The sequence below is a fragment of the Candidatus Mycobacterium methanotrophicum genome, from assembly GCF_023515995.1.
Taxonomy (GTDB): Bacteria; Actinomycetota; Actinomycetes; order Mycobacteriales; family Mycobacteriaceae; genus Mycobacterium; species Mycobacterium methanotrophicum.
This window is the reverse complement of sequence record NZ_CP097320.1, coordinates 616799-639130: the sequence shown is the minus strand read 5'-3', so window position 1 is coordinate 639130 and position 22332 is coordinate 616799. Positions and strand designations below refer to the sequence as shown.

16 protein-coding genes and 7 pseudogenes are annotated in these 22332 nt (G+C 65.9%); 5 read left to right on the top strand and 18 right to left on the bottom strand.

The window, feature by feature from the left end:
• Window positions 1-18: 18 nt before the first annotated feature.
• The 9 genes and pseudogenes from M5I08_RS27260 to M5I08_RS03435 all read right to left on the bottom strand — a co-directional run.
• A pseudogene (locus M5I08_RS27260) lies at window positions 19-165 on the bottom strand (IS256 family transposase); the annotation flags it as partial.
• A 391-nt stretch (window positions 166-556) separates the two neighbouring features.
• Window positions 557-1030: pseudogene (locus M5I08_RS27255) on the bottom strand (tyrosine-type recombinase/integrase); the annotation flags it as partial.
• 970 nt (window positions 1031-2000) lie between these two features.
• The gene (locus M5I08_RS03465) at window positions 2001-2342 is read right to left on the bottom strand and encodes a hypothetical protein (RefSeq protein WP_219067433.1); all 342 of its coding nucleotides are present in this window, start codon (window positions 2340-2342) and stop codon (window positions 2001-2003) included.
• Window positions 2339-2794, bottom strand: coding sequence for a tyrosine-type recombinase/integrase (locus M5I08_RS03460; RefSeq protein ID WP_249763100.1), 456 nt, complete (start codon window positions 2792-2794; stop codon window positions 2339-2341). The genes M5I08_RS03465 and M5I08_RS03460 overlap by 4 nt, the downstream gene beginning before the upstream one ends.
• Window positions 2755-3402, bottom strand: coding sequence for a tyrosine-type recombinase/integrase (locus tag M5I08_RS03455; protein WP_249763099.1), 648 nt, complete (start codon window positions 3400-3402; stop codon window positions 2755-2757). Before M5I08_RS03455 ends, M5I08_RS03460 begins: the two co-directional genes overlap by 40 nt.
• A gap of 74 nt (window positions 3403-3476) precedes the next feature.
• Window positions 3477-3749 (bottom strand): annotated as a pseudogene (locus tag M5I08_RS03450) (transposase); the annotation flags it as partial.
• Window positions 3750-3912: 163 nt separating this feature from the next.
• Window positions 3913-4698, bottom strand: a complete 786-nt coding sequence (gene istB, locus M5I08_RS03445) for an IS21-like element helper ATPase IstB (RefSeq protein ID WP_219067432.1) — start codon at window positions 4696-4698, stop codon at window positions 3913-3915.
• Window positions 4695-4979: a hypothetical protein gene (locus M5I08_RS03440; protein ID WP_219067431.1), complete on the bottom strand. Its 285-nt coding sequence runs from the start codon at window positions 4977-4979 to the stop codon at window positions 4695-4697. Before M5I08_RS03440 ends, istB begins: the two co-directional genes overlap by 4 nt.
• A gap of 2 nt (window positions 4980-4981) precedes the next feature.
• The gene (locus M5I08_RS03435) at window positions 4982-5173 is read right to left on the bottom strand and encodes a hypothetical protein (protein WP_249763098.1); all 192 of its coding nucleotides are present in this window, start codon (window positions 5171-5173) and stop codon (window positions 4982-4984) included.
• A 26-nt stretch (window positions 5174-5199) separates the two neighbouring features.
• Here M5I08_RS03435 and M5I08_RS03430 point away from each other — a divergent pair.
• Together M5I08_RS03430 and M5I08_RS03425 are read left to right on the top strand one after the other, a co-directional pair.
• Window positions 5200-5409, top strand: a pseudogene (locus M5I08_RS03430) (DUF1304 family protein); the annotation flags it as partial.
• 124 nt (window positions 5410-5533) lie between these two features.
• Entirely contained in the window at window positions 5534-6070 is a 537-nt protein-coding gene (locus tag M5I08_RS03425; protein ID WP_219067430.1) for a DUF421 domain-containing protein, read from the top strand.
• A 10-nt stretch (window positions 6071-6080) separates the two neighbouring features.
• On the opposite strand, the pseudogene M5I08_RS03420 reads toward M5I08_RS03425, so the two are convergent.
• From M5I08_RS03420 to M5I08_RS03405, 4 genes and pseudogenes are all read right to left on the bottom strand, one after another.
• Window positions 6081-6392, bottom strand: a pseudogene (locus tag M5I08_RS03420) (aminotransferase class III-fold pyridoxal phosphate-dependent enzyme); the annotation flags it as partial.
• Between the two features lie 333 nt (window positions 6393-6725).
• Window positions 6726-10688 (bottom strand): DNA-directed RNA polymerase subunit beta', encoded by a 3963-nt coding sequence (locus M5I08_RS03415; protein WP_219067429.1) that lies wholly within the window; start codon window positions 10686-10688, stop codon window positions 6726-6728.
• 69 nt (window positions 10689-10757) lie between these two features.
• Window positions 10758-14291: a DNA-directed RNA polymerase subunit beta gene (gene rpoB, locus M5I08_RS03410; protein ID WP_219067428.1), complete on the bottom strand. Its 3534-nt coding sequence runs from the start codon at window positions 14289-14291 to the stop codon at window positions 10758-10760.
• A gap of 391 nt (window positions 14292-14682) precedes the next feature.
• Window positions 14683-15753 carry an ABC transporter ATP-binding protein gene (locus M5I08_RS03405; protein ID WP_219067427.1) on the bottom strand — a complete coding sequence of 357 codons (1071 nt, stop codon included), beginning with the start codon at window positions 15751-15753 and terminating at the stop codon, window positions 14683-14685.
• 140 nt (window positions 15754-15893) lie between these two features.
• Here M5I08_RS03405 and M5I08_RS03400 point away from each other — a divergent pair.
• Window positions 15894-16066, top strand: a pseudogene (locus M5I08_RS03400) (IS3-like element ISMyma10 family transposase); the annotation flags it as partial.
• Between the two features lie 338 nt (window positions 16067-16404).
• Here M5I08_RS03400 and M5I08_RS03395 read toward each other — a convergent pair.
• Window positions 16405-17520: a class I SAM-dependent methyltransferase gene (locus tag M5I08_RS03395; protein ID WP_219067445.1), complete on the bottom strand. Its 1116-nt coding sequence runs from the start codon at window positions 17518-17520 to the stop codon at window positions 16405-16407.
• A 172-nt stretch (window positions 17521-17692) separates the two neighbouring features.
• On the opposite strand from M5I08_RS03395, the gene M5I08_RS03390 reads away from it, so the two are divergent.
• Entirely contained in the window at window positions 17693-17845 is a 153-nt protein-coding gene (locus M5I08_RS03390; RefSeq protein WP_219067426.1) for a hypothetical protein, read from the top strand.
• A gap of 578 nt (window positions 17846-18423) precedes the next feature.
• Here the strand turns inward: M5I08_RS03390 and M5I08_RS03385 are convergent.
• Entirely contained in the window at window positions 18424-19344 is a 921-nt protein-coding gene (locus M5I08_RS03385) for a TauD/TfdA dioxygenase family protein (RefSeq protein ID WP_219067425.1), read from the bottom strand.
• A gap of 368 nt (window positions 19345-19712) precedes the next feature.
• Between M5I08_RS03385 and M5I08_RS27250 the strand changes: the two are divergent.
• A pseudogene (locus M5I08_RS27250) lies at window positions 19713-20099 on the top strand (IS1634 family transposase N-terminal domain-related protein); the annotation flags it as partial.
• Window positions 20100-20202: 103 nt separating this feature from the next.
• Here M5I08_RS27250 and rplL read toward each other — a convergent pair.
• The 3 genes from rplL to M5I08_RS03370 all read right to left on the bottom strand — a co-directional run bounded on the left by rplL (window position 20203) and on the right by M5I08_RS03370 (window position 22326).
• Window positions 20203-20592 carry a 50S ribosomal protein L7/L12 gene (gene rplL, locus M5I08_RS03380; RefSeq protein WP_219067424.1) on the bottom strand — a complete coding sequence of 130 codons (390 nt, stop codon included), beginning with the start codon at window positions 20590-20592 and terminating at the stop codon, window positions 20203-20205.
• A 30-nt stretch (window positions 20593-20622) separates the two neighbouring features.
• Window positions 20623-21162, bottom strand: a complete 540-nt coding sequence (gene rplJ / locus M5I08_RS03375) for a 50S ribosomal protein L10 (RefSeq protein WP_219067423.1) — start codon at window positions 21160-21162, stop codon at window positions 20623-20625.
• A 252-nt stretch (window positions 21163-21414) separates the two neighbouring features.
• Window positions 21415-22326: an ROK family protein gene (locus M5I08_RS03370; RefSeq protein ID WP_219067422.1), complete on the bottom strand. Its 912-nt coding sequence runs from the start codon at window positions 22324-22326 to the stop codon at window positions 21415-21417.
• Window positions 22327-22332: the final 6 nt, after the last annotated feature.

Here is a 22332-nt window from a genome sequence, read left to right as displayed (position 1 = left end):
TTGACTACGAGTTGTATTCTAGCACAATGGAATTCGACCAGGGAACAGTCTGGCGAGTGTGTTGAGCGCAACAGTCCAGTTGTACGTTCCGGTGCCCGAATAACCTCCCCTCTGGCTGGAGATGTTGCGCAGCCCGAGGTACAGCAACTTCATCATCGTCGAGCGCGGCCTGACCGTCCTCGATGGCCGCTTGTTCGTCGGCGGTGAGCGAGATGCTGACGAGCATGCGCTGCAGGTTCGATTTCGCTTGCAGGAGTTGGCTTTTGCTGGATTCCTTTGGGGTGTAGAAGTCGCAGCGAGCGCACGCCATGCGGTGCGGGCATTGCTCGAAGAAGGTGTAGGTGCAGAAGCCGTGGCCGAGGTCGTAATGCTGCCAGGGTTTTGCGGCTGCGGCGGCGCCGCTGGCGACGGCGTCGCGGTCGACGAGGACCTCGATGGTGCGGACGTTGCGGGCGAAATAGCCGGCGTCGCTGTAGGCCCTGGCCAGGGTGTTCGGGGTGATCTTGGCATAGTGCTGGGTCGATTCCGGGCTTCGGTGCCCAAGCCAGGCCTGCAACTCGAACAGCGTCATCGGCTCCTTGGCGTTGTAGAGCTGGGTGGCGATAGTGGAGCGGGCGCGGTGGCTGGTGATCGGCCCGCGAACGTCGGCGGCGGGGACGCCGGCCCTGCGGCAGAGCGCCGGGATGATCGTGTCGTTGATGTAGTTCTTGCCGATCCGCCCGGCCCGGACGGCGAACAGGAAGTGCACCTTCTCGCCAGTCTTGCGGTCGAGCATCGGCGGCTGTGCCGGTCGCAGAGCCTGCCAGGCGTCGATGGCTCGGCCGAGGAGCGGGTCAACGGGTTTAGTGAAAGCGGTGCCGGTTTTGTGGGTGGGGATGTCGAGCAGACAGATCGCAGCGTCAGCTGACTGAGGGTTGTCGGCGACTGCGAGGCCGTCGTGTTGCCAGCGGATGCAGCCGACGCGTAATCGGGCGATTTCATCACTGCGCTGGCCGCTGAACAGCCAGGTCAAGGTGATCGCGCGGACCATGACGACCGGGTGGGCCCCGGGTCCGCCGGGTAGATCGTCAGGGGCGAGGTTGAGACCGGCCCAGAGCAGTTTGGCCCAGAGGTCGTCGGCGATCACTCGCGGATCGGGTCCTTGTAGTGCCCGGATGCTGCGCGGGGTTTCCAGCGTTCGCGCGGGGTCGAACCGGCGCGGCATCCAGTCCCAGTCCTGCAGGTCGCGGAAGAAGGTGCGGACGATGCGGATGTAGGTGCGTGTCGTCTTCGGCGACAACGGCTTTCCCAGCTGATCGCTGCGGCTGTCGCGCCAGGCGTTCGACTGGATGTGGTCGCCGACGCGCATGCGGTCGACAGCGGCGATCCAGGCTGTGCAGGTCTGGCGGGTCCAGTCGGCTGGCCCGGTGATGTCGGGATGCTCGGCGGCGAGCCAGCGGCCGATCTTGGCCAACACGACCCGGTGGGTGTCGCGGGTGCCTGGTTCGAGTGTGGAGGTGGCGTGCCAACATTCGACCGTGTGCGCCCAGCCGGGGGCGGTGCCGGTGATCGGGACGGGCCCGTCGCCGTATTTCGGTGCCGGCGGCGGACCGGTGTGACCGAGTGCGGCCAGCGCCCGGCGAACGCCGTGCAGGTGGCGGCCATGGAAGTGCCGTTCAATCGCCGGATCCGAGCGCAGGCTGTCCAGCGCAGGCGAGGCCAGATCGCTCAGCAACGGGCTGCGGTTGAGCAGCAGCAACGTGCAGACCATCGACTCCAGATTCGCCGCGCGGTATCCCCATCCGCTGAGCACCGCGCGGACCGGTTTGATCGCCTCATCGACGGTGTCGGCGCCGAATACCCGCTGCGCCAACGTGCATCGTGCGAACGGGCCGACCATGTCGAAGGCGGTGAACTGGGTCAGCAGATAGGCATGGGCGAGCAGATAGGGGCGCGCCTGCATGCCGACCTGCCCAGGGAAGTGATGCCGCAGGTGCGCCGGACGCAGCAGATCGGCCCACTCATGCGTCTGCCACGACCAGAAGTCCTGCCCCAACTCGGCGCAGCGGTGCAGCACGATGGCGGTGGCGTAGCGGGCGAACCGCCTCTGGAACAGAGGTGTCGGGATGCCAGTGCAGAACCGCCAGCGCCTCGCCCAGAGGCGCGGTCAGCCGCCGAATCGCCTGCCAGCCTGAGTGTTCACGACCCCGATCGAGCCGCAGCAGGTCGAAATCGAGTGCTTGCAGCGCATCGGATTCGGCCCTGGATAGCCGATCGCGCCGCCGGAAATGGTTGACGTTCAGCGGCCATGCCCAAGCAGATGTCGTGGCCGATCCGGCGGCCGCCGAATTTGGCGTCGTCATCGGCGGCCGGTCTCCTGCTCGCCGAGGCGGGCCAGCGTCTCCACCCGCCAGGCGTGGATCTGGTCCATGCCGCGAGCGAGCTTGCCGGCCAGCTCTCGGCCGGACAGGTGGATATAGGTCAACGTGGTCTCGGTGCTGCGATGTCCGGCGAACGTGGCGATCGCATGTAGTTCCCAGCCCATCCGCGCCAGATCGGTCAAGCACAGATGCCGTGTCGTGTGGGTGGAGAACTGCGGCACCCCAGCGGCGATTGCGATGTGCCGCACCACCTTCGACCACGTCCACAAACTCAACGGCTGCGCTTTGTTGCGGCGCGATTCCGACAGGAACAACGGCCCCCGGGCCCGGCTGAGCGTCGCCCGGTGCGCCAGATATCGCTGCAGCAGTACCCCGGTCGGTGCCGAATACGGCACTACCCGCTCGAGCCGGTTCTTCGTCGTCTCCGCGCGCACCCGCAGCATCCGTCGGCCGGATCCAGATCGTCGGTGCGCAGCGAGCACAACTCCTCCCGCCGCAGTGCCGCGTCATAGGACAGGGCGAGCATCACCCGGTTGCGCGGCGGCTCGACCGCCGCGACGGCCAGGATCTGCGACCACTGCTGTTCGGTCGGGATCCACGGCAGTTTCACCACCCGCGGCACCAGGCCGCGCTGCCGCCCACCCCACTTCCGGCCCGGCGTATACCGGCCCCTCCCAACAGGATTCGACTCCCGGACACCCTCCTCGACTAAGAAGTCGAAGAACAGCCGCACCGGCACCAGACGCTGCTGGATCGTGGCGTTGGCCAATCCGCACCCGGAATCGATCGACACCACGTTGGCGCCTCGTCGGCTGGGCCGCCCGATCAGCTCACGGACGAAAACAGCGACATCGGCCCGGTTCGCGGTGACCGGGTCGATGCCGTGGTCCTCACAGACCCGCAGGAACTCGGCCAGCCCGCGCGCATACGCGTCGATCGTCCGCTGCGCCCGACCCAGATCGGTCCACACCTGCAACCAGCCCGCCGCGTACTCGTGCCGGCCGAGCACCGGCCACTTGTCCGCCAACCCCGCTGCCGCCAACCCCGCCTCCCAGTTCCGTGGTCACCTCGGGCGGAGATCCTCTCAGCCCCGCTCTGATTCCACGTAACTAATAGGAAATGACCCCGGTTCTTGGCGATCTTGCGCAGCTGGAAGTTGATCGACTCGATCGCGTTCGTGGTGTAGACGATCTTGCGCAGCTCCACCGGATAGTCCAGGAATGGGGTGAATTCCGGCCAGGCGTTGCGCCACACGTCAATCGCACCCGGATACTGGGCGCCGAATTGCTGGTCGAACTCTTTGAGCGCTAACTCCGCCCCGTCCACGGTGGGTGCGGTATAGATCGCCCGCATCGATGAGGCGACCTTTTTGCGGTCCTTATAGGACACGTGTGAAACGACATCACCGCGGCCAGGCCGGTCCCGGCGAGCATGGCGTGCCGATTCTTCTCCTGTCAAGGGACATGAAGAACTGCCCAGTGGCGGTCATGAAAACTGCCCGGTGGTGGCCATGAGATGTGCCCACTCGCGGCCACCGGACGTGCCGGCGTAGTTAGATCAAGGCTTTCACCCCCTTGCCTGCCATGGCCTGGGTGAGACGCACGCTTTCCCCGCTGGTTTGGCAGACATGCGCGTGGTGCAGGAGCCGGTCGACGGTGGCTGTGGCCATGGTCTTGGGCATCAGCTCGTCGAATCCGGCGGGATGGAGGTTGCTGCTCAACGCGATCGAGCGTTTCTCGTATGCGGCATCGACGAGCCGGTAGAGGCCTTCGGCGGCGTCGGCGCCCACCGCGAGCAGCCCGATGTCATCGACTTCGATCAGATCGGCGCGCAGGATGCGGCCGATCGCTTTGATAACGGTGTCGTCGGCGCGGTGGCGACGCACCAGCGCGCCGAGGTGTTCGAGACTAAACCACGCCACGTGCAGCCCGGCTTCGACGGCTTGTTGGCCGAGGGCCTCGAGCAGAAACGTCTTGCCGGTGCCTGATGGCCCGCAGACCACCAGGTTTTCGCGCCGGTGGATCCATTCCAGGGTGCGCAGCGCGGACTGGGTGGGCGCCGGGATCGACGACAGTTTTGGGTCCCAGGCGGCGAAGGTCTTGCCGGTGGGGAATCCGGCCCGCTCACGCCGAGTCGCCAGCGCGGAGCGGTTGCGTCCGGAAACCTCTTCGACCAGAAGGGCTTTGAGCACTTCGCCGGGGTCCCAGCGTTGCGCTTTGGCGGTGGCCAAAAGCTCGGGGGCCGCCCGGCGGATATAGGGCAGCCGCATCCGCTTGAGTAGGCGCTCCAACTCGGCATCCAGCGGCGGCGCCGACGGTGTCGGTGTGGCGGTGCTCATGGCTGGCCCCGATCCCCGTCGAGCAGCGCGGCGATGCGCTCGGCGATGTGGGTGGCATACCACGCGGTCTTATCAGGGGTGGCGTAGCCGTCGAAGAACCGGTCGAAGTCGGCGCGGGTGTGCTCATCGGCGTGCTCGAGCCAGCCAGCGAGCTCGGCGATCAGCCACGCCCACTCAAACAGTTCCCCGGCCGCCACCGCGACCGGCTGGTCTGGGTCATCAGCGCCGGCGGTGTTAAGCGCGATCGATGCGTTTCTCAAGGGGATGTGTAGATAGGCCATCGTTAGCTCCCCTCCTGCTCACCGAGGCGGGCCCAATCGCCGGTGCCCTGGGCCAGGCTGTTGCGCTCGCCGGCCCACGCCGGGTCGGTGTGGGTGCTGGTGTCGGAGTCGCTGGCCTGATGGGCCAGGATCGCGGCCAAATCGCCGTGCCCGAACCGGCCCGCGGTCGCCGCCTGCCCGAGCGCGCGGTCCACCGCGGTGGAATCGTGGAGCGCGGCCAGCGATCCTCACTGCGGTCGGAATTACCGCAATTGCATTGGGTCACCGATCAGTTGGTGCGGCGTTGGTTTTCGGCGGCGTCGGATCCATGGCTTGCGCGGCCGTCGTACTGCTGGCGTCGTCACCGGACAAGGCGCGTGCCGCGCTGACCCAGGGCGCCTTTCCGGTGATCGCCGTCGTCCTGCTGGTGATCGGCCTCGTCACGCCGTGACAGACCCAACCCGATCCAAACCTATGCGTTCGTCGCTGACCCTGCGATTCCCACGGCGTGTAGCCCGCGCAGTGTGGATTCGTCTTCGCCGCACGCGGATAGCACAATCGCAATGATGAATGCGATGACGAACGGGACGACGCACGTCTTGATCGAGGGCTGGGAGTCAGCGGTGTACATCGTGCCCAAAACCCTGGCGCTGTTCTTGACTACCGCCGCTGCCTTTCGGTTCCTTCAACGACGGCGTGCGACCGCCCAGCTCACGACGCTCGACTGGCTGACAACGGTCGTGTGCGGGTCGGTGATCGGGCGCGCCGCGACCGCAACCGATACGGCCTGGGTCCAGGCGACCGCCGCAGTGCTGACGCTGATCGTGGCCAATGCGGCGTTCACCAGGCTCCGATTCGTACCGGGCCTCGAGCGCCTCCTGCACCCCCCGCTGCAGGAGTTGATTCGCGATGGCAAGGTCGACCACCGTAATCTTCGGCGCTGCGGACTCACCGAAAGCGACCTTGACGTGATCCTCCGCCAGCATGGTCACCTGGAGCCCGCGGACGTTAAGCTCGCGCTGTTCGAGCGAACGGGCGCGGTCTCCGTCGTGCCGTGGCCAGCAGCGACGTCAACCGGCCTGCCCCGCGGCGCCACGGCCGAAAAGTCGTGACCAAGCCCCGTCAGAGCCCAGACAGCAACCCGGCTAGCACGTCGAGGCCCTCGGAGAGCAGTTCGTCGCTGATCGCCAGCGGCGGCAGGAAGCGCACGACGTTGCCGAACGTGCCCGCCGTCAGCACGATGACACCCGCGGCGTGGGCCGCGGTGGCCAGCGCGTTCGTCAGCTCCGCGTCGGGGTCGGCGCTGTCGGGTTTGACGAACTCGACGGCGATCATCGCACCGCGTCCCCGCACGTCGCCGATCCGATTGTCGGCGGCCTGTAGTGCTAGCAGCCGGTCTTTCATCAGCCCTTCGATGTGACGGGCCCGATCGAGGAGTCCGCGCCCCATGAAGAGGTCGAGCGCCGCCAAGCGGCCCAACAAGTCGGGCTCAGCCGCGGCGTAGACGCCGTACCACAGGCGGATGAGTCCGCCGTTGTTCACCTGGACGTCGAGTTCCTGACGAGTCATGACGGTGAGCAACTGCGCTGTGGTCGCAAACCCGCGGCCTTCGTCCAAGCGGCGATCGCATCCGAATGCACGCTGGAAGCATGCGACGGATAACCGGAACCGGCTATCCAGCCTGGGGGTTGCGCAATGAGCAGGCGCAGAATCGCATCGCCAGGGCACCTGGCGTGCGATTCTGCGTCTGCTCGCGCTTACAGAGAACTACCGGTAGTCGGAGTAGCCGTAGTCGTCCAGCGGAACCGCAGCACCGGTGGCCTGGCCGAAGTCTGGGCTGTAGTACTGATCCTCGTAGGACGGGATCGTGTACGCCGCGGCGCGGGCCTCCTCGGTCGGCTGAACCTGAATGTTGCGGTAGCGGTTGATGCCGGTACCGGCCGGGATCAACTTCCCGATGATCACGTTCTCCTTCAGACCGTTGAGACGGTCGCTGCGGCAGTTGATCGCCGCATCGGTCAGCACTCGCGTGGTCTCCTGGAACGACGCCGCGCTCAGCCACGAGTCGGTGGCCAGCGACGCCTTGGTGATACCCATCAACACCGGACGACCGGCGGCGGGCTCGCCGCTCTCGGCCACCACTCGACGGTTCTCGGCCTCGAACTCCGCGCGGTCGATCAGTGAGCCGGGCAGAAACTCTGTTGCGCCCGAGTCGATGATGGTCACCCGGCGCAGCATCTGCCGGACGATCACCTCGATGTGCTTGTCGTGGATCGACACGCCCTGCGCCCGATAGACCTCCTGGACCTCCTTGGTGAGATGGATCTGCACCTCGCGGGGGCCCTGCACACGCAGCACTTCGTGCGGGTCGGCGGAGCCTTCCATCAGCTGCTGGCCCACCTCGACGTGGTCGCCATCGGCGAGCAGCCGCTCGCTACCGTCCTCGTGCTTGAACACCCGCAGGCGTTGCCGCTTGGAGAGCTTGTCGTAGACCACTTCCTCGCCACCGTCGTCGGGGACGATGGTGATCTTGTAGAAGCGCTCGCCCTCATCCAGCCGCACCCGGCCGGTGACGTCGGCGATTGGCGCCTTGCCGCGCGGCACCCGGGCCTCGAACAGCTCCTGCACCCGGGGCAAACCACCGGTGATGTCCTCACCGACACCACCCTGGTGGAAGGTGCGCATGGTCAGCTGCGTGCCGGGCTCGCCGATAGACTGGGCGGCCACGATGCCGACGGCTTCGCCGATGTCGACCAGCTTGCCGGTGGCCATCGACCGCCCGTAGCAGGTCGCGCAGACCCCGGTGCCGGTGGTGCAGGTCAGCACCGAACGCACCTTGACCTGCGTGATACCGGCGGCCAGCAGCGCTTCGATCTCCGGGTCGCCAAGGTCGTGTCCACGCGCGATGACGACGTTGCCCTCCTCGTCCACCGCGTCGGTGCCCAATGTCCGTGCATACGCCGAGGTTTCGATGAACGGGTCGCGGATCAGCGTGGCCTTGCCATCAACAGAGGGCTGCCGCTGGGCCAGCTCGACGACGATGCCGCGCTCGGTGCCGCAGTCGGCCTCGCGGACGATGACGTCTTGGCTCACGTCGACCAGACGACGCGTCAGGTAACCCGAGTCGGCGGTGCGCAACGCGGTGTCCGCCAGACCCTTTCGGGCGCCGTGGGTGTTGATGAAGTACTCCAGCACCGTCAGTCCCTCGCGGAACGACGACTTGATCGGCCGCGGGATGAACTCACCCTTCGGGTTGGTCACCAGACCCTTCATGCCGGCCAGCGCCCGGGTCTGGGTGAAGTTACCGGTGGCGCCGGAGTCGACGATCGTGATGATCGGGTTGTCGCTCGGGTAGTGCTCGCGCAACGCCTCACCCACCTCGTCGGTGGCTTCCTTCCAGATCTCCACCAGCGCCTCGTTGCGCTCGTCGCGGTTCAAAGCACCACGCTGGAACTGCTTTTCGACCTTGTCGGCGCGCTCCTCATAGGCGTCCAGGATCTCCTGCTTGCCCGGCGGCACCAGCACGTCCGCCATCGACACCGTGACACCCGAGCGGGTGGCCCAGTGGAAGCCGGCGTCCTTGAGCTTGTCGACGGTCTGGGCGACCACGATCATCGGGTAGCGCTCGGCCAGGTCGTTGATGATCGCCGCCTGCACCTTCTTGTGCATCTGCTTGTTCACGAACGGATACCCGATCGGCAGCAGCTCGTTGAACATCACCCGGCCCAGCGTGGTCTCGGCAATCCAGGAATCACCGGGCTGCCAACCGTTTTGGCCGAACAGCTCGGTCTCAAGCTCTACCGGCGGGCGCAGCTCAGAGAGCCGCACCTTGATCTTGGCGCGCACGCTCAACGCACCACGGTCCATCGCCATGATGGCCTCGGCCGGCGAGGCGTACACCCCGGACTCCGGACGGTCCGTGGCGGCCGGCTGGTATTCGCCGGTGTCGCCTGCGATCTCGGTGGTCAGGAAGTACAGCCCGGTCACCATGTCCAGTCGCGGCATGGCCAATGGGCGACCCGAAGCCGGCGACAGGATGTTGTTGGAAGACAGCATCAGGATGCGGGCCTCGGCCTGCGCCTCTGCGCTCAAAGGCAGGTGCACGGCCATCTGATCGCCGTCGAAGTCGGCGTTGAACGCCTCACACACCAACGGGTGCAGCTGAATGGCCTTGCCTTCCACCAGCATCGGCTCGAAGGCCTGGATACCGAGCCGGTGCAGGGTCGGTGCGCGGTTCAGCAGCACCGGGTGCTCGGCGATGACTTCTTCGAGCACATCCCACACCTGCGGACGCTGTCGTTCCACCATCCGCTTGGCGCTCTTGATGTTCTGCGCGTGGTTGAGGTCAACAAGCCGCTTCATCACGAACGGCTTGAACAGCTCGAGGGCCATCAGCTTGGGCAGACCGCACTGGTGCAGCTTGAGCTGCGGGCCGACCACGATGACCGAACGGCCCGAGTAGTCGACACGCTTACCGAGCAGGTTCTGCCGGAACCGGCCCTGCTTTCCTTTGAGCAGATCCGAAAGCGATTTCAGCGGACGGTTGCCCGGCCCGGTGACCGGGCGGCCGCGACGGCCGTTGTCGAACAGCGCGTCGACGGACTCTTGCAGCATCCGCTTCTCGTTGTTGACGATGATCTCGGGCGCGCCGAGGTCGATCAGCCTCTTGAGCCGGTTGTTGCGGTTGATCACCCGGCGGTACAGGTCGTTGAGGTCGCTGGTGGCAAACCGGCCACCGTCGAGCTGGACCATCGGCCGCAGTTCCGGCGGGATCACCGGGACCGCGTCGAGCACCATGCCCATCGGCGAGTTGCGGTTCGTCTGGAATGCGGCGACCACCTTGAGCCGCTTGAGTGCGCGAAGCTTCTTCTGCCCCTTGCCGTTTCGGATGACATCACGCAACGTCTCGGCCTCGGCGTCGATGTCGAAGTTCTCGATGAGCTTCTGGATCGACTCCGCGCCCATGGCGCCGGTGAAGTACTCGCCGTAGCGGTCGACGAGTTCCCTGTAGAGGTTCTCGTCGACGATCAGCTGCTTGGGAGCCAGCTTGGTGAAGGTGGTCCAGATCTCCTCCAGCCGATCCAGCTCGCGCTGCGCGCGATCGCGCAGCTGGCGCATCTCCCGCTCGCCGCCGTCACGGACCTTGCGGCGCGCATCGGCTTTCGCGCCCTCTGCTTCCAGCTCGGCCAGGTCGGCTTCCAGCTTCTGCGCGCGCGCCTCCAGGTCGGCGTCGCGCTGGTCCTCAACAGCCTTGCGCTCCACGACCATTTCGGCCTCCAGCGTGGACAGCTCGTTGTGGCGCATCTCGTCGTCGACGGCGGTGATGACGTAGGCGGCGAAGTAGATGATCTTCTCCAGATCCTTCGGCGCCAGGTCGAGCAGGTAACCCAACCGCGAAGGCACACCCTTGAAGTACCAGATGTGGGTCACCGGCGCGGCCAGCTCGATGTGGCCCATCCGCTCACGACGCACCTTGGCGCGCGTCACCTCGACACCGCAGCGCTCGCAGATGATGCCCTTGAAGCGCACGCGCTTGTACTTGCCGCAGTAGCACTCCCAGTCGCGAGTGGGTCCGAAGATCTTCTCGCAAAACAGGCCGTCCTTCTCCGGCTTCAGCGTGCGGTAGTTGATCGTCTCCGGCTTCTTGACTTCGCCGTAAGACCATTGCCGGATGTCCTCCGCGGTCGCCAGACCAATGCGGACTTCATCGAAGAAGTTGACGTCTAACACGTAACTCCCTTTCCCCTTTCGGGACTAGAAAACACTGAATTCAATTGCGCTTCGCGCGAGCGCTCATCGTCAGGCCAAATCTTCAACTGACGCGGATTCGTTGCGGGACAAGTTGATTCCCAGGTTCGCCGCCGCGCGTTCCAGGTCCTCGTCATCGCCGTCGCGCATCTCGATGGCCGCGCCGTCGGACGACAGCACCTCGACGTTGAGGCACAGCGACTGCAGCTCCTTGAGCAGCACCTTGAACGACTCGGGGATGCCCGGCTCGGGGATGTTCTCGCCCTTGACGATCGCCTCGTACACCTTGACCCGCCCGACCGTGTCGTCGGACTTGATGGTCAACAGCTCCTGCAGCGTGTACGCCGCGCCGTAGGCCTGCATGGCCCAGCACTCCATCTCACCGAACCGCTGGCCACCGAACTGCGCCTTACCGCCCAGCGGCTGCTGGGTGATCATCGAGTACGGGCCGGTGGAGCGGGCGTGGATCTTGTCGTCCACCAGGTGGTGCAGCTTCATGATGTACATGAAGCCAACGGTCACCGGGTACGGGAACGGCTCGCCGCTGCGGCCGTCGAACAGCACCGCTTTGCCGTCGCTGTCGACCAGCACGTCGCCGTCGCGGTTGGGCAGCGTCGAGGCCAGCAGACCCTGCAGCTCGTCTTCCTTGGCGCCGTCGAACACCGGGGTCGAGACGATGTTGTTCGGCTCGGCCTCCAGCAGCTCCTCGGGCAGGTTGACAGCCCAGTCCGGCTTCCCGTCGACCTTCCACCCGCTGTGCGCGCACCAGCCCAGGTGCGTCTCGAGGATCTGGCCGATGTTCATCCGTCGCGGCACACCGTGGGTGTTCAAGATGATGTCCACCGGCGTGCCGTCCGGCAGGAACGGCATGTCCTCGACGGCCAAGATCTTGCCGATCACGCCCTTGTTGCCGTGGCGGCCGGCCAGCTTGTCGCCGTCGGAGATCTTGCGTTTCTGGGCCACGTAGACGCGGACCAGCTCGTTGACGCCGGCCGGCAACTCGTCGTCGTCCTCGCGGGAGAACACCCGGATGCCGATCACCTTGCCGGATTCGCCGTGCGGCACCTTCAGGGAGGTGTCGCGGACCTCGCGGGCCTTCTCCCCGAAGATCGCACGCAGCAGCCGCTCCTCCGGGGTCAGCTCGGTCTCCCCCTTCGGCGTGACCTTGCCGACCAGGATGTCGCCGTCGCGGACCTCGGCGCCGATGCGCACGATGCCGCGCTCGTCGAGGTCGGCCAGCACCTCGTCGGAGACGTTCGGGATGTCCCGGGTGATTTCCTCGGCGCCCAGCTTGGTGTCGCGGGCGTCGATCTCGTGCTCCTCGATGTGAATCGAGGTCAGCACGTCCTCCTCGACCAGACGGTTGGACAGGATGATTGCGTCCTCGTAGTTGTGACCTTCCCACGGCATGATCGCCACCAGCAGGTTCTTGCCCAGCGCCATCTCACCGTTCTCGGTGCACGGCCCGTCGGCGACCACCTGGCCGGCTTCCACCCGCTCGCCGGCATCCACGATCGGGCGCTGGTTGGCGCAGGTGCCGTGGTTGGACCGGGCGAACTTGCGCATCCGGTAGGTCTGCCGGGTGCCGTCGTCGGCCATCACCGTGAGGTAGTCGGCCGACACCTCCTCGATCACACCGCCCTTGTCGGCGACCACGACGTCGCCGGCGTCGATCGCGGCGCGCAACTCCATTCCGGTGCCCACCAGCGGTGCCTCGCTGCGCACCAGCGGAACCGCCTGGCGCTGCATGTTGGCCCCCATCAGGGCGCGGTTGGCGTCGTCGTGCTCGAGGAACGGGATCATCGCGGTGGCCACCGAGACCATCTGGCGCGGCGAGACGTCCATGTAGTCCACCTCGGCGGACGACACGTATTCGACCTCGCCGGCCTTGCGGCGGACCAGCACCCGGGCCTCGGTGAACCGGCCGTCGTCGTCGAGCGGCGAGTTGGCCTGCGCGACGACATGGCGGTCCTCCTCGTCGGCGGTGAGGTACTCGATCTGGTCGGTGACCACGCCGCCGACCACCTTGCGGTACGGCGTCTCGATGAAGCCGAACGGGTTGACCCGCGCGTACACCGACAGCGACCCGATCAGGCCGATGTTCGGTCCTTCCGGGGTCTCGATCGGGCACATCCGGCCGTAGTGGCTGGGGTGCACGTCGCGGACCTCCAGTCCGGCACGCTCCCGGGACAGACCGCCAGGGCCCAGCGCGGAGAGCCGCCGCTTGTGGGTGAGCCCGGACAGGGGGTTGTTCTGGTCCATGAACTGGGAGAGCTGGCTGGTGCCGAAGAACTCCTTGATCGCTGCGACCACCGGCCGGATGTTGATCAGGGTCTGCGGCGTGATCGCCTCGACATCCTGGGTGGTCATCCGCTCGCGGACCACCCGCTCCATCCGGGACATGCCGACCCGGATCTGGTTCTGGATCAGCTCACCGACCGTGCGCAACCGACGGTTGCCGAAGTGGTCGATGTCGTCGGTCTCCACCGGCACCTCGACGCCGCCGGGGACGGTCATAACACGAGCCTGGCCATCCTGAGAGGCGTGGTGCAGACGCACCAGGTATTCGATGGTCGCGACGACGTCCTCTTCGGTCAGCGTCGTCGAGGTAGTCTCGGCCGGCGTTGCGCTCAGCCCCAGCTTCTTGTTGACCTTGTAGCGACCGACGCGGGCCAGGTCGTAACGCTTCTCCTTGAAGAACAGGTTCTCCAGCAGGTTCTGCGCCGACTCCTTGGTCGGCGGCTCGCCCGGACGAAGCTTGCGGTAGATGTCCAGCAGCGCTTCGTCGGTGCCGGCGGTGTTGTCCTTCTCCAGCGTCGCCATCATGATCTCGGAGAAGCCGAAGCGGTCCCTGATCTGCCCGGCGGTCCAGCCCAGCGCCTTGAGCAGCACGGTGACCGGCTGACGGCGCTTGCGGTCGATGCGCACGCCGACGGTGTCGCGCTTGTCAACGTCGAACTCCAGCCAGGCGCCGCGGCTGGGGATCACCTTGACGCTGTGCAGCAGCTTCTCCGTCGACTTGTCGATGCTTTCGTCGAAATACACGCCGGGCGAGCGGACCAGCTGGCTGACCACCACACGCTCGGTCCCGTTGATGATGAAGGTGCCCTTCTCGGTCATCATCGGGAAATCGCCCATGAACACCGTCTGGCTCTTGATCTCACCGGTGTTGTTGTTGATGAACTCGGCGGTCACGAACAGCGGGGCCGCGTAGGTCATGTCCTTGTCTTTGCACTCGTCGACCGGCGCCTTGACTTCGTCGAAGCGCGGATCGGAGAACGACAGCGACATCGATCCGGAGAAGTCCTCGATTGGCGACAACTCGTAGAGCACCTCTTCAAGGCCTCCGATCGGGTTCACCCCACCGGCGCTCCCGCCACGGGCCGCGGCGGCCTCGCGCCAGCGCGGCGCACCGATCAGCCACTCGAACGAGTCGGTCTGCACGTCCAGCAGACCGGGCACCTCGAGTGGTTCGCGCAGTTTGGCGAAGGAAATCCGGTCAGGAGCTCCCGGAACAGAGCTGTAAGAGGAGGCGGAACCTTGAGAACTTAGAGGGGTTTTCTTGCTTTGGCGGGAGACTGCCAAGATGCGTCCTTCCAGCACCTAGTGCGACCAACGGATGCCGGGCCACCGGACCTGTTCGCCGCTATGACTGTGTCGGTTCGGCTGGCGGACGTTCTGTCCAAATCGCACGCACACAGCTAGACCGCTGAGCCGGAAATGGGCTCAGGCTAGGACCACGGTGTCAGGTGGCGGGTGAGATAGGCAGGAAGCAGCCAGCGCAACGTCCAACAATAGCGCAGGACTGCGCATTCCTCAACTACCGTGTTCGGGGATCTCGGCGCTGGCTGGCGTCTATATCTACCCGTTCACGCATGCTGCCCAACAGACTGGCCTCTTCGGGCGTTTCCGTCAAGAGGTGACGCGCCGAGGTGGTGGATAACTCCTCTCGGATAGCGACGTCCAGGGGCCGACCTCAGTAGCCGCGCTGGGTGGGGATCGATGCGGTGTCCGCGTCGTCGCCACGATGGCGGGCGGCGGCGTCGTAGTCCTGCACTCGTTGTTGGCCGTTGCCCTCGAGCGATTCGAGGATGGCTTCTTGCGCCCTCTTGGGCAGCAGGTGCAGGTTCTCCCGGACCCGGGCTTGGCGACGGCCGACGGCCTTGCGCTCCGGCATACCGGGGGTGGCGATGATCTGCGGCGGCACGCCCACGATCTCCTCGACACCGCCGTCGACATGACCGGCCTCCAGGTGGGCCTGCTCCTCGGCCATGGTGGCCTCGTCCTTTTCCTCCGACATGCCGATCGGCCCGATACGCCGCCCATTGAGGAACTGCTTGACAACCGGTTCGTCGCTGGTCAACAACACTTCGCGCGGACCGAACATCACCAGCTTGCGGCGGAACAGCATGCCCATGTTGTCTGGCACCGTGCGGGCGATGTTGATGTTGTGCGTGACGATCAAGATCGTGCAGTCGATCTGCGCGTTGATGTCGATGAGCAGCTGGCTCAGATAGGCGGTGCGGACCGGGTCCAGACCCGAGTCCGGCTCGTCACACAGGATGATCTGCGGGTCTAACACCAGCGAACGGGCCAACCCGGCGCGTTTGCGCATACCACCGGAGATCTCACCGGGGAACTTCTTCTCATCCCCGCCCAGGCCCACCATTTCCAGCTTCTCCATGACGATGTCACGGATCTCGCCTTCCTTTTTCTTGGTGTGCTCACGCAGCGGGAACGCGGTGTTGTCATACAGGTTCATCGACCCGAACAGGGCGCCGTCCTGAAACATCACCCCGAACAGCGTGCGGATCTCGTAGAGCTCCTTGGCCGAGCACTCGGTGATGTCGGTGCCGTCGACGATGATCGAACCACGCTCCGGGCGCAGCAGCCCGATCAGCGACTTCAAAAATACCGACTTACCGGTACCCGACGGGCCCAGCAGCACGCTGACCTCGCCCTCCGGGATGTCCATCGTGACGTCTTCCCAGATTCGCTGAGGGCCGAAGGACTTCGTCAGCCCCTCAACTTGGATACCGATACCCATGCGAAACCGTCCCGCTCGCCGCAGCCCAAGCCCAGCTTGTGGCATGAGTCACTGTAGCGCACGGGCCTCAGCGGAGTCGCCTAGTGCGGCTATCGCCTCAAATTCAATAATCGGCGGCAATTCCGTCACGTCAGGGGCGACTGCGCGAGGGTTCCCCGTTTCGCAGCGGGCCTATCGACACCCTGGCCGACTTGGAGAACATGACCTCGGCATGGGTGAGCGGTACAACGAGCGCAGGCTCATGCACCGCCTTGGCCGGCGCCCACCCGCAGAAGTCGAGGCCGAGTACTACACACGCCTCTTACCAACGTAAGCGGCGCAATTGTGCCCCAAAGGGTTTCGTCGATTCCGCCATGCGCCAAGCATGCTCCGGTCCTCGGTGCCGTCAAGCAAACTACGCTTGACAGCCACCTGCGGGGCCGGAGCGCGCTAAAGGCGGCGGGAGTCGGCACCAGGAAAATGGATCATGGGGCAAGCTGACCGCCTTGGCGCATTCAGGTACTACGCTCACCGTCAGATCGGACACCCCCGGTCACACAAAACGAGGTGCGCATCAAACCCGGGATGCTCCAGTAACTTCGGGTTAGCGGATAAGAGCAACTCCGCGAGGCCTTAGACCACCACAACGCGGAGCCGGCGCGTCCTGAAAGCCTATGGTCGGCCCCAGGACTCGAGTGGCGCGTTTTTGCGGGCGATGTAGTAGAGGTTGACTGGGTTTTCCTCGACCTCGGCTGTCCGCACGTCGTTGAATCCGGCCTCGGCGAGCATCGCGGTGGCCAGCTGCTGTCCCCATACCGTGCCCAGCCCGGCGCCGTCGCGGGCCAGCGACACCGGCAAGCAGTGCATCGTCGAGATGGTGTAGAGGAATGGGACGAACGGGACGCCGATGTTGTCTTCCAGCTGGCTCGACGCCTTGATGTCAGCCATCAGGAACACTCCGCCGGGCCGCAGCGCGCGATAAATGTTGGCCAGCACTTGTGCTGGATGGGCCTGGTCGTGGATCGCGTCGAACACCGTGATCACGTCGTAGACGTCGGCGAGATCGAGCTCGACCAGATCACAACGCTTGAAGTCGGCGTTGCCCAGGCCCAACCGCTTGGCCTCCTCGGTCGCCCTGGCGACACCTTCTTCGGAGAAGTCCACACCGGTGAACCGGCTCGCCGGAAATGCCTGTGCCATCACGTTGATTGCATGTCCACTGCCGCAGGCGAAGTCAGCCACTTCGGCACCTGCACGCAACCGTTCCGGCAGGCCGTCGACCAACGGCAGGATCACGTCGGTCAGCGCCGCGTCGAATACCGCGCCACTTTCCTCGGCCATCATCGCGTGAAAGCGAGGGTACTCGCTGTAGTGCAGCCCGCCACCCTTCTGGAAGCAGTCGATGATCTTCTGCTCGACCTCACCCATCATCGGAATCATTGTGGCCATCCGGGCCAGGTTTTTCGTCCCGGCGGCCCGGGTGAGCGCCGCGGCGCGGTGGCCGGGCAGAACATATGTCGCCCCGGCCGGGTCGTAATCGACGATGCCGCTGGCGGCCGCGCCGCCCAGCCATTCGCGCACATATCGTTCGTTGAGGCCGGCGGCATCGGCGATATGGGCGCTGGTGGCCGGCGGAAGGTCGGCGAGGACGTCGAACAAGCCGGTCTGGTGGCCGATGCTGGCGAGAACCGCCAGGCAGGCGCTATCGATTGCGCCGGACATCCGGGCGATGAACTGGTCGGTGTCTTCCGCGGCGAAACTCGCCGGGTTGTCGTTGGTTGTCGTCATGGCCGCGAGGCTACCAACGGATAGCCGGGTCCTGGCGCGGTCGATCCAGCACCGTCGTCGCTCCGGCGGGGCGTCCAGCGCGCTGGCAATCACGACCGTGATGTCGAGCTGGGCGCCGATCTCACGCAACAACCGAAACACCGCCCGTACGGGTTGTTGCCGCATCGTCGCGATGAGTTTCCGCCAGCGCTTTGCACTAGCCACTGCATTGGGCCAGCCAGACGTTATCGTCGGGCATCGGCTTGCCGTGACGCTGCGTTACCTGCCCGGCGGTGCGCTCGGTAAGCGCACCGGTTTCGTTGAATTGGCGTTGCAGAGTTTCTAAACAGCTTGCGTTAGTGAGGAATACGGAGCAGGTCGAACACGCATTTCCCTTATCGCACTGCTGCGTTGGCGGCAGCAGACAGCAGCCATGTGGCGGGAAGCGGTCGGCGCGACCGAACTTGAGGACCGCGAGGAACGCTTGTTCGGGATGTTCTTCCCGTTGGGCTGTTGAGCGCATCGACATCGTCTCGTAGCGTGCCTTTCCAAAGCGGCCACAGCGGCGGTCGCCTATCGAAATTTCTGAGCAGCAGCTCGTCCGGGCTGACATCTACGCCGAATCCGGATGCACGGCAAGCAACACGTGCAGAGGTAGTCGACGCAAAGCCGATCGAAATCAGAGCCGACGTAGATACGGCGCGGCCGCACCCTTTTCACCCTGGCGGCGTCGGGGTTGTCCGCACGTGCAACGACTTCCACAGACGGGGTTCCGCCGTGGCCCATGTCGAACGCATCGATCCGCATGCCGAGCGCTTTCCCCGGTCCCGCACGTTGTCCTGCCATTCGCCCTCCTGCGGGTTGTAGACCGCGCAGCTAATCAGGGCTCGGTGTCACCAAGCCGCCAAGGACCGGTCACGCCGGTCAGCCCGCGATCGGCTCCAGCAGTGCGCCGCTGATCACCCGGCTCTGTTGCCCGTGCACGTCGACGGGCACATCGCCCATCAAGGTGACCCGGTGCATGAGCCGACTCTGATCGTCGTAGTCGTCCACGCCGCGGTGCTGAGTTGCCCGGTTATCCCAGACGACAACGTCACCCGACTCCCAGCTCCATCGAACAGTGTTCTCTGGCGCGGTGATTCGCCGTTGTATCAACTCGAGCAGCACATGCGACTCGTAGACGTCCAAGCCGGATAACTTCTCGACAAAGTCCCCTGCCAGCAGGGTGCGTTCACCGGTCTCGGGGTGTACCTGCACGACAGGATGTTCGGTGCGGAAATCGGGTTTTTCGTATGACTCCCGCAGCGCGCGCTGAAGGCCGGTGGGGGCGTCGGGCGTGGTGTAGACGTAGTCGAAGCGGTTGCTGTGCACCGCCCGCAGGTTCTCGGTGAGCCGCTTGAGCGGCGTGGGCAGCGCGGCGTAGGCCGCCGCGGTGGACGCCCACAGCGTTGACCCGCCGTAGCTGGGCAGGCTGACTGCGCGAAGGATCGACGCCTTGGGGAAATTCGCGGCGAACGTCATGTCGGCGTGCCAGCGGGTGGCCTTGCCGTACTCGGAGTCGATCGGCGTGATGATCGGCGGGCTGCCCGCGATGAATCGTGCGGCGGGGTGGCCGATCGGAGTGCCCAAAAGGCTGGCGAACGCAAGTTGCTGATCGTCGTCCAGGTGATGCTGGCCGCGGAAGAAGATCACCTTGTGGTCCAGCAGCGCCCGGCGGATTTCGTTGACCGTGTCGACGTCGAGATCGCCCCCGAGCCGGACTTCGTCGACTCGGGCGCCGATACGGCTGCCCAACCTCGTCACGCTGAGCGCGCGTTCCGCCTGGAGCGGGCCGAAGATGCCCATTACTGTCCTCTCTGACCCGAATCCGCGAATACTGGGTTAGCGATGAATGCCGTTGCAGTGTGGGACAATTCGTGTTGAGAAGATACATCGTCCGGTAGCGCGGAAGGGCGCCGATCTGGTAAGTAGGATACGCATCGGCAAGGGCAAGGGCAAGGGTCCGTGGGCGGGTTCGGGTCGACAGGGCGGATCCGTCGGTGATCGAGGTCCGTGACCCGACTTCCGCCGTTCGTAGGCACATTTCGGGGTAGCGCGGAGCGATTGTGCCGGTAGGAGGCTTGCAGAGTCACCCAAACAGCGTATTCGTGTAGGCACACGACTTAGGGCGTGTCACTGGACTTCATCAGCGAATATGCGCTGACGGTGTAGGTGTGTACCTGCGGGAGACGAAGCGACGCAACCGCGACGGGTCGACGGTGTCGTATCTGCAGCTGGCGCACAGCGAACGCCACCCGATCACGGGGTGCCCTCGGCGAAGGTGATCCACAGCTTCGGCCGCGCCGAGGCCGTGGACTGCGACGCGCCGGCCCGGTTGGTCGCCTCGATCTCGCGGTTTTCGGACCCGGCGCCGGCGATCGCGGCCGCTCACTGGCGAGATCGACATCCTGGACGCGCGCCGCTTCGGCGGGGCGTGGCTGCTCGACCAACTCTGGGAGCGGCTGGGTGTTGGCGCGGCGTTGCACCGGATCGCCGCGGACCGGCGTCTAGACGCGGAGATGACCGAGCGGACGCTGTTTTCGCTGGTGGCGCAGCGTGCCTACCGGCGCTTCGCCATCGAGCGTCCGCACATGTGCCGGCGAAACGCTGAGAATGCGAAAACCCCCGCAGCCGTTGCGGCTGTAGAGGCTATCGCTGGGTCGACTACTTGACGGTGACGGTGGCGCCGGCGGCCTCGAGCTTGGTCTTGGCCTCCTCGGCAGCCTCCTTCGGGGCCTTCTCCAGGACCGGCTTGGGCGCGCCGTCGACCAGGTCCTTGGCCTCCTTGAGGCCCAGGCCGGAAACGATCTCACGGACCACCTTGATGACGCCGATCTTCTTGTCACCGGCGGCCTCGAGGATGACGTCGAACTCGGACTGCTCCTCGGCGGCCTCGGCAGCGGGAGCCGCCCCGCCAGGAGCGGCGGCGACGGCGACCGGGGCGGCCGCGGTGACCTCGAAGGTCTCCTCGAACTTCTTCACGAACTCCGAGAGCTCCAGCAGGGTGAGTTCTTTGAACGCGTCGAGCAGTTCGTCAGTGGACAACTTGGACATGGTGTGGGTCCTTCCTTGATTGGTTTGGGGTTATTCCGTGGTTTCGGCGGGCGCTTCGGCGGCTTTCTTCTCCTGTAGCGCGGCAGCGAGCCGGGCCATCTGCGAGGCCGGCGCGTTGAAGAGCCCGGCGGCCTTCGACAGGTTGGCCTTCATTGCCCCGGCCAGTTTGGCGAGCAGCACCTCGCGCGACTCCAGGTCGGCGATGCGCTCGACTTCAGCAACGGTCAGCGGGCGGCCGTCCATGTAGCCGCCCTTGATGACCAGCGCCTTGTGCTCCTTGGCGAAGGTCTTGATGGCCTTGGCGGCGTCGACCGCCTCGCCGCTGACGAACGCGATCGCGGTGGGTCCGACGAACAGCTCGTCGAGTCCCTCGACGCCCGCCTCCGAGGCGGCCCGCTTGATCAGCGTGTTCTTGGCGACCGAGTATGTCGCCGAGCTGGCCAGTGACCGGCGCAGCTCAGCGAGATTGGCCACAGACAGACCGCGGTAATCGGTGATCACGGTGGCAGTGGCGACCTTGAACTGCTCGGCGATGTCTGCAACGGCGGTGGCCTTATCAGCCCGGGCCATGCAACCTCCTTGAGGCTCCTAAAGGGTCGAGCCCGGAAACGACGAACGCCCCGACGCAGGAAGCGGTCGGGGCGTAAACACTGCGTCGGCGCGAGCCGGCGACAGTCTGCCTCGTCCTCCTGCGTGGGCCGCCGGGAATTCCCGGACCTTCAACCGATTGCTCGGTGACCGACGGTCTTCGGTGGATCGGGATCCACAATAGCGTGGCCCGCCGCTATCAGCCAAAGCGGGCGACGCCTGGCGCCGAGTGACTCACCTGGCAGGTGAGACGAGTGCCGCCGCGCCGATCAGGCCGGCGTCGCCGCCCAGCGCAGCCGGCACCACCTGCACGCCCCGGATGAAGTCCAAACCCGCGTAGCCGGCCAACGCCTCGCGCAGCGGGTCGAACAGCGTCCGGCCAGACTTGGCCACCCCGCCACCGAGCACGACGCGGTCCAGGTCGCACACCGCCGCGACCGAGGCGATCATCGCGGCCAGCGCGCCGGCGCCGCGGCGAAACGCCCGCAGTGCCACCGCATCGCCGGCGCCGGCCGCTTCGGCCAGCATCAGGGCGTCGGCGCCGGGCGGCCCCGCCCAGCCGTTGGCCAACGCCCACCGCGTCATCCGCGGCCCAGCTGCGACGGTCTCCACGCAGCCGTGACCACCGCACGAGCAGAGCTGCCCGTCGAGCTCGACAATGACATGGCCAACGTGGCCGGCGTTGCCGGTCCGCCCGTGATACGGCACCCCGTCGAGGACCAGGCCACCGCCGACCCCGGTGGAAACCACCATGCCGAGCAGGAAGCCGGCGCCACGCCCGGCGCCACGCCAGTGCTCGCCGAGTGCCATGCACACGCCGTCGCCAGCAAGCACCACCGGCACGCCCGGCACGACGGCGGCCACCCGCTCGCGCAGCGCAAAGCCGCGCCAGCACCCGATGTTGATCGGGCTGACCGTCCCGGTCGCCAGGTCGACGGGGCCGGCGGAGCCGATGCCGACCCCGTGGATCCCGCCGCTGGCGGCCCGCACCGCGTCGACGATGATCTGCTGAACCCAAGACCAAACCTCTTCTGCGCCTGCTCCTTTGGGTGTAGGCCGGATGACGGTATGCGCCAGCGCCCCGGTCTCGTCGACGAGACCGGCGGCGATCTTGGTGCCGCCGATGTCGAGGGTCAGGGTGAGCATTCGGCG

Excerpts from the sequence above, each read along its gene's own strand:
- rplJ (WP_219067423.1), bottom strand. The coding sequence starts at position 21,162 with ATGGCCCGGGCTGATAAGGCCACCGCCGTTGCAGACATCGCCGAGCAG.
- istB (WP_219067432.1), bottom strand. The coding sequence starts at position 4,698 with ATGAGCACCGCCACACCGACACCGTCGGCGCCGCCGCTGGATGCCGAG.
- M5I08_RS03385 (WP_219067425.1), bottom strand. The coding sequence starts at position 19,344 with ATGGGCATCTTCGGCCCGCTCCAGGCGGAACGCGCGCTCAGCGTGACG.
- M5I08_RS03370 (WP_219067422.1), bottom strand. The coding sequence starts at position 22,326 with ATGCTCACCCTGACCCTCGACATCGGCGGCACCAAGATCGCCGCCGGT.
- M5I08_RS03465 (WP_219067433.1), bottom strand. The coding sequence starts at position 2,342 with ATGACGACGCCAAATTCGGCGGCCGCCGGATCGGCCACGACATCTGCT.
- M5I08_RS03425 (WP_219067430.1), top strand. The coding sequence starts at position 5,534 with ATGACGAACGGGACGACGCACGTCTTGATCGAGGGCTGGGAGTCAGCG.
- M5I08_RS03440 (WP_219067431.1), bottom strand. The coding sequence starts at position 4,979 with ATGGCCTATCTACACATCCCCTTGAGAAACGCATCGATCGCGCTTAAC.
- M5I08_RS03405 (WP_219067427.1), bottom strand. The coding sequence starts at position 15,753 with ATGGGTATCGGTATCCAAGTTGAGGGGCTGACGAAGTCCTTCGGCCCT.
- M5I08_RS03390 (WP_219067426.1), top strand. The coding sequence starts at position 17,693 with ATGAGTTTCCGCCAGCGCTTTGCACTAGCCACTGCATTGGGCCAGCCA.
- M5I08_RS03395 (WP_219067445.1), bottom strand. The coding sequence starts at position 17,520 with ATGACGACAACCAACGACAACCCGGCGAGTTTCGCCGCGGAAGACACC.
- rplL (WP_219067424.1), bottom strand. The coding sequence starts at position 20,592 with ATGTCCAAGTTGTCCACTGACGAACTGCTCGACGCGTTCAAAGAACTC.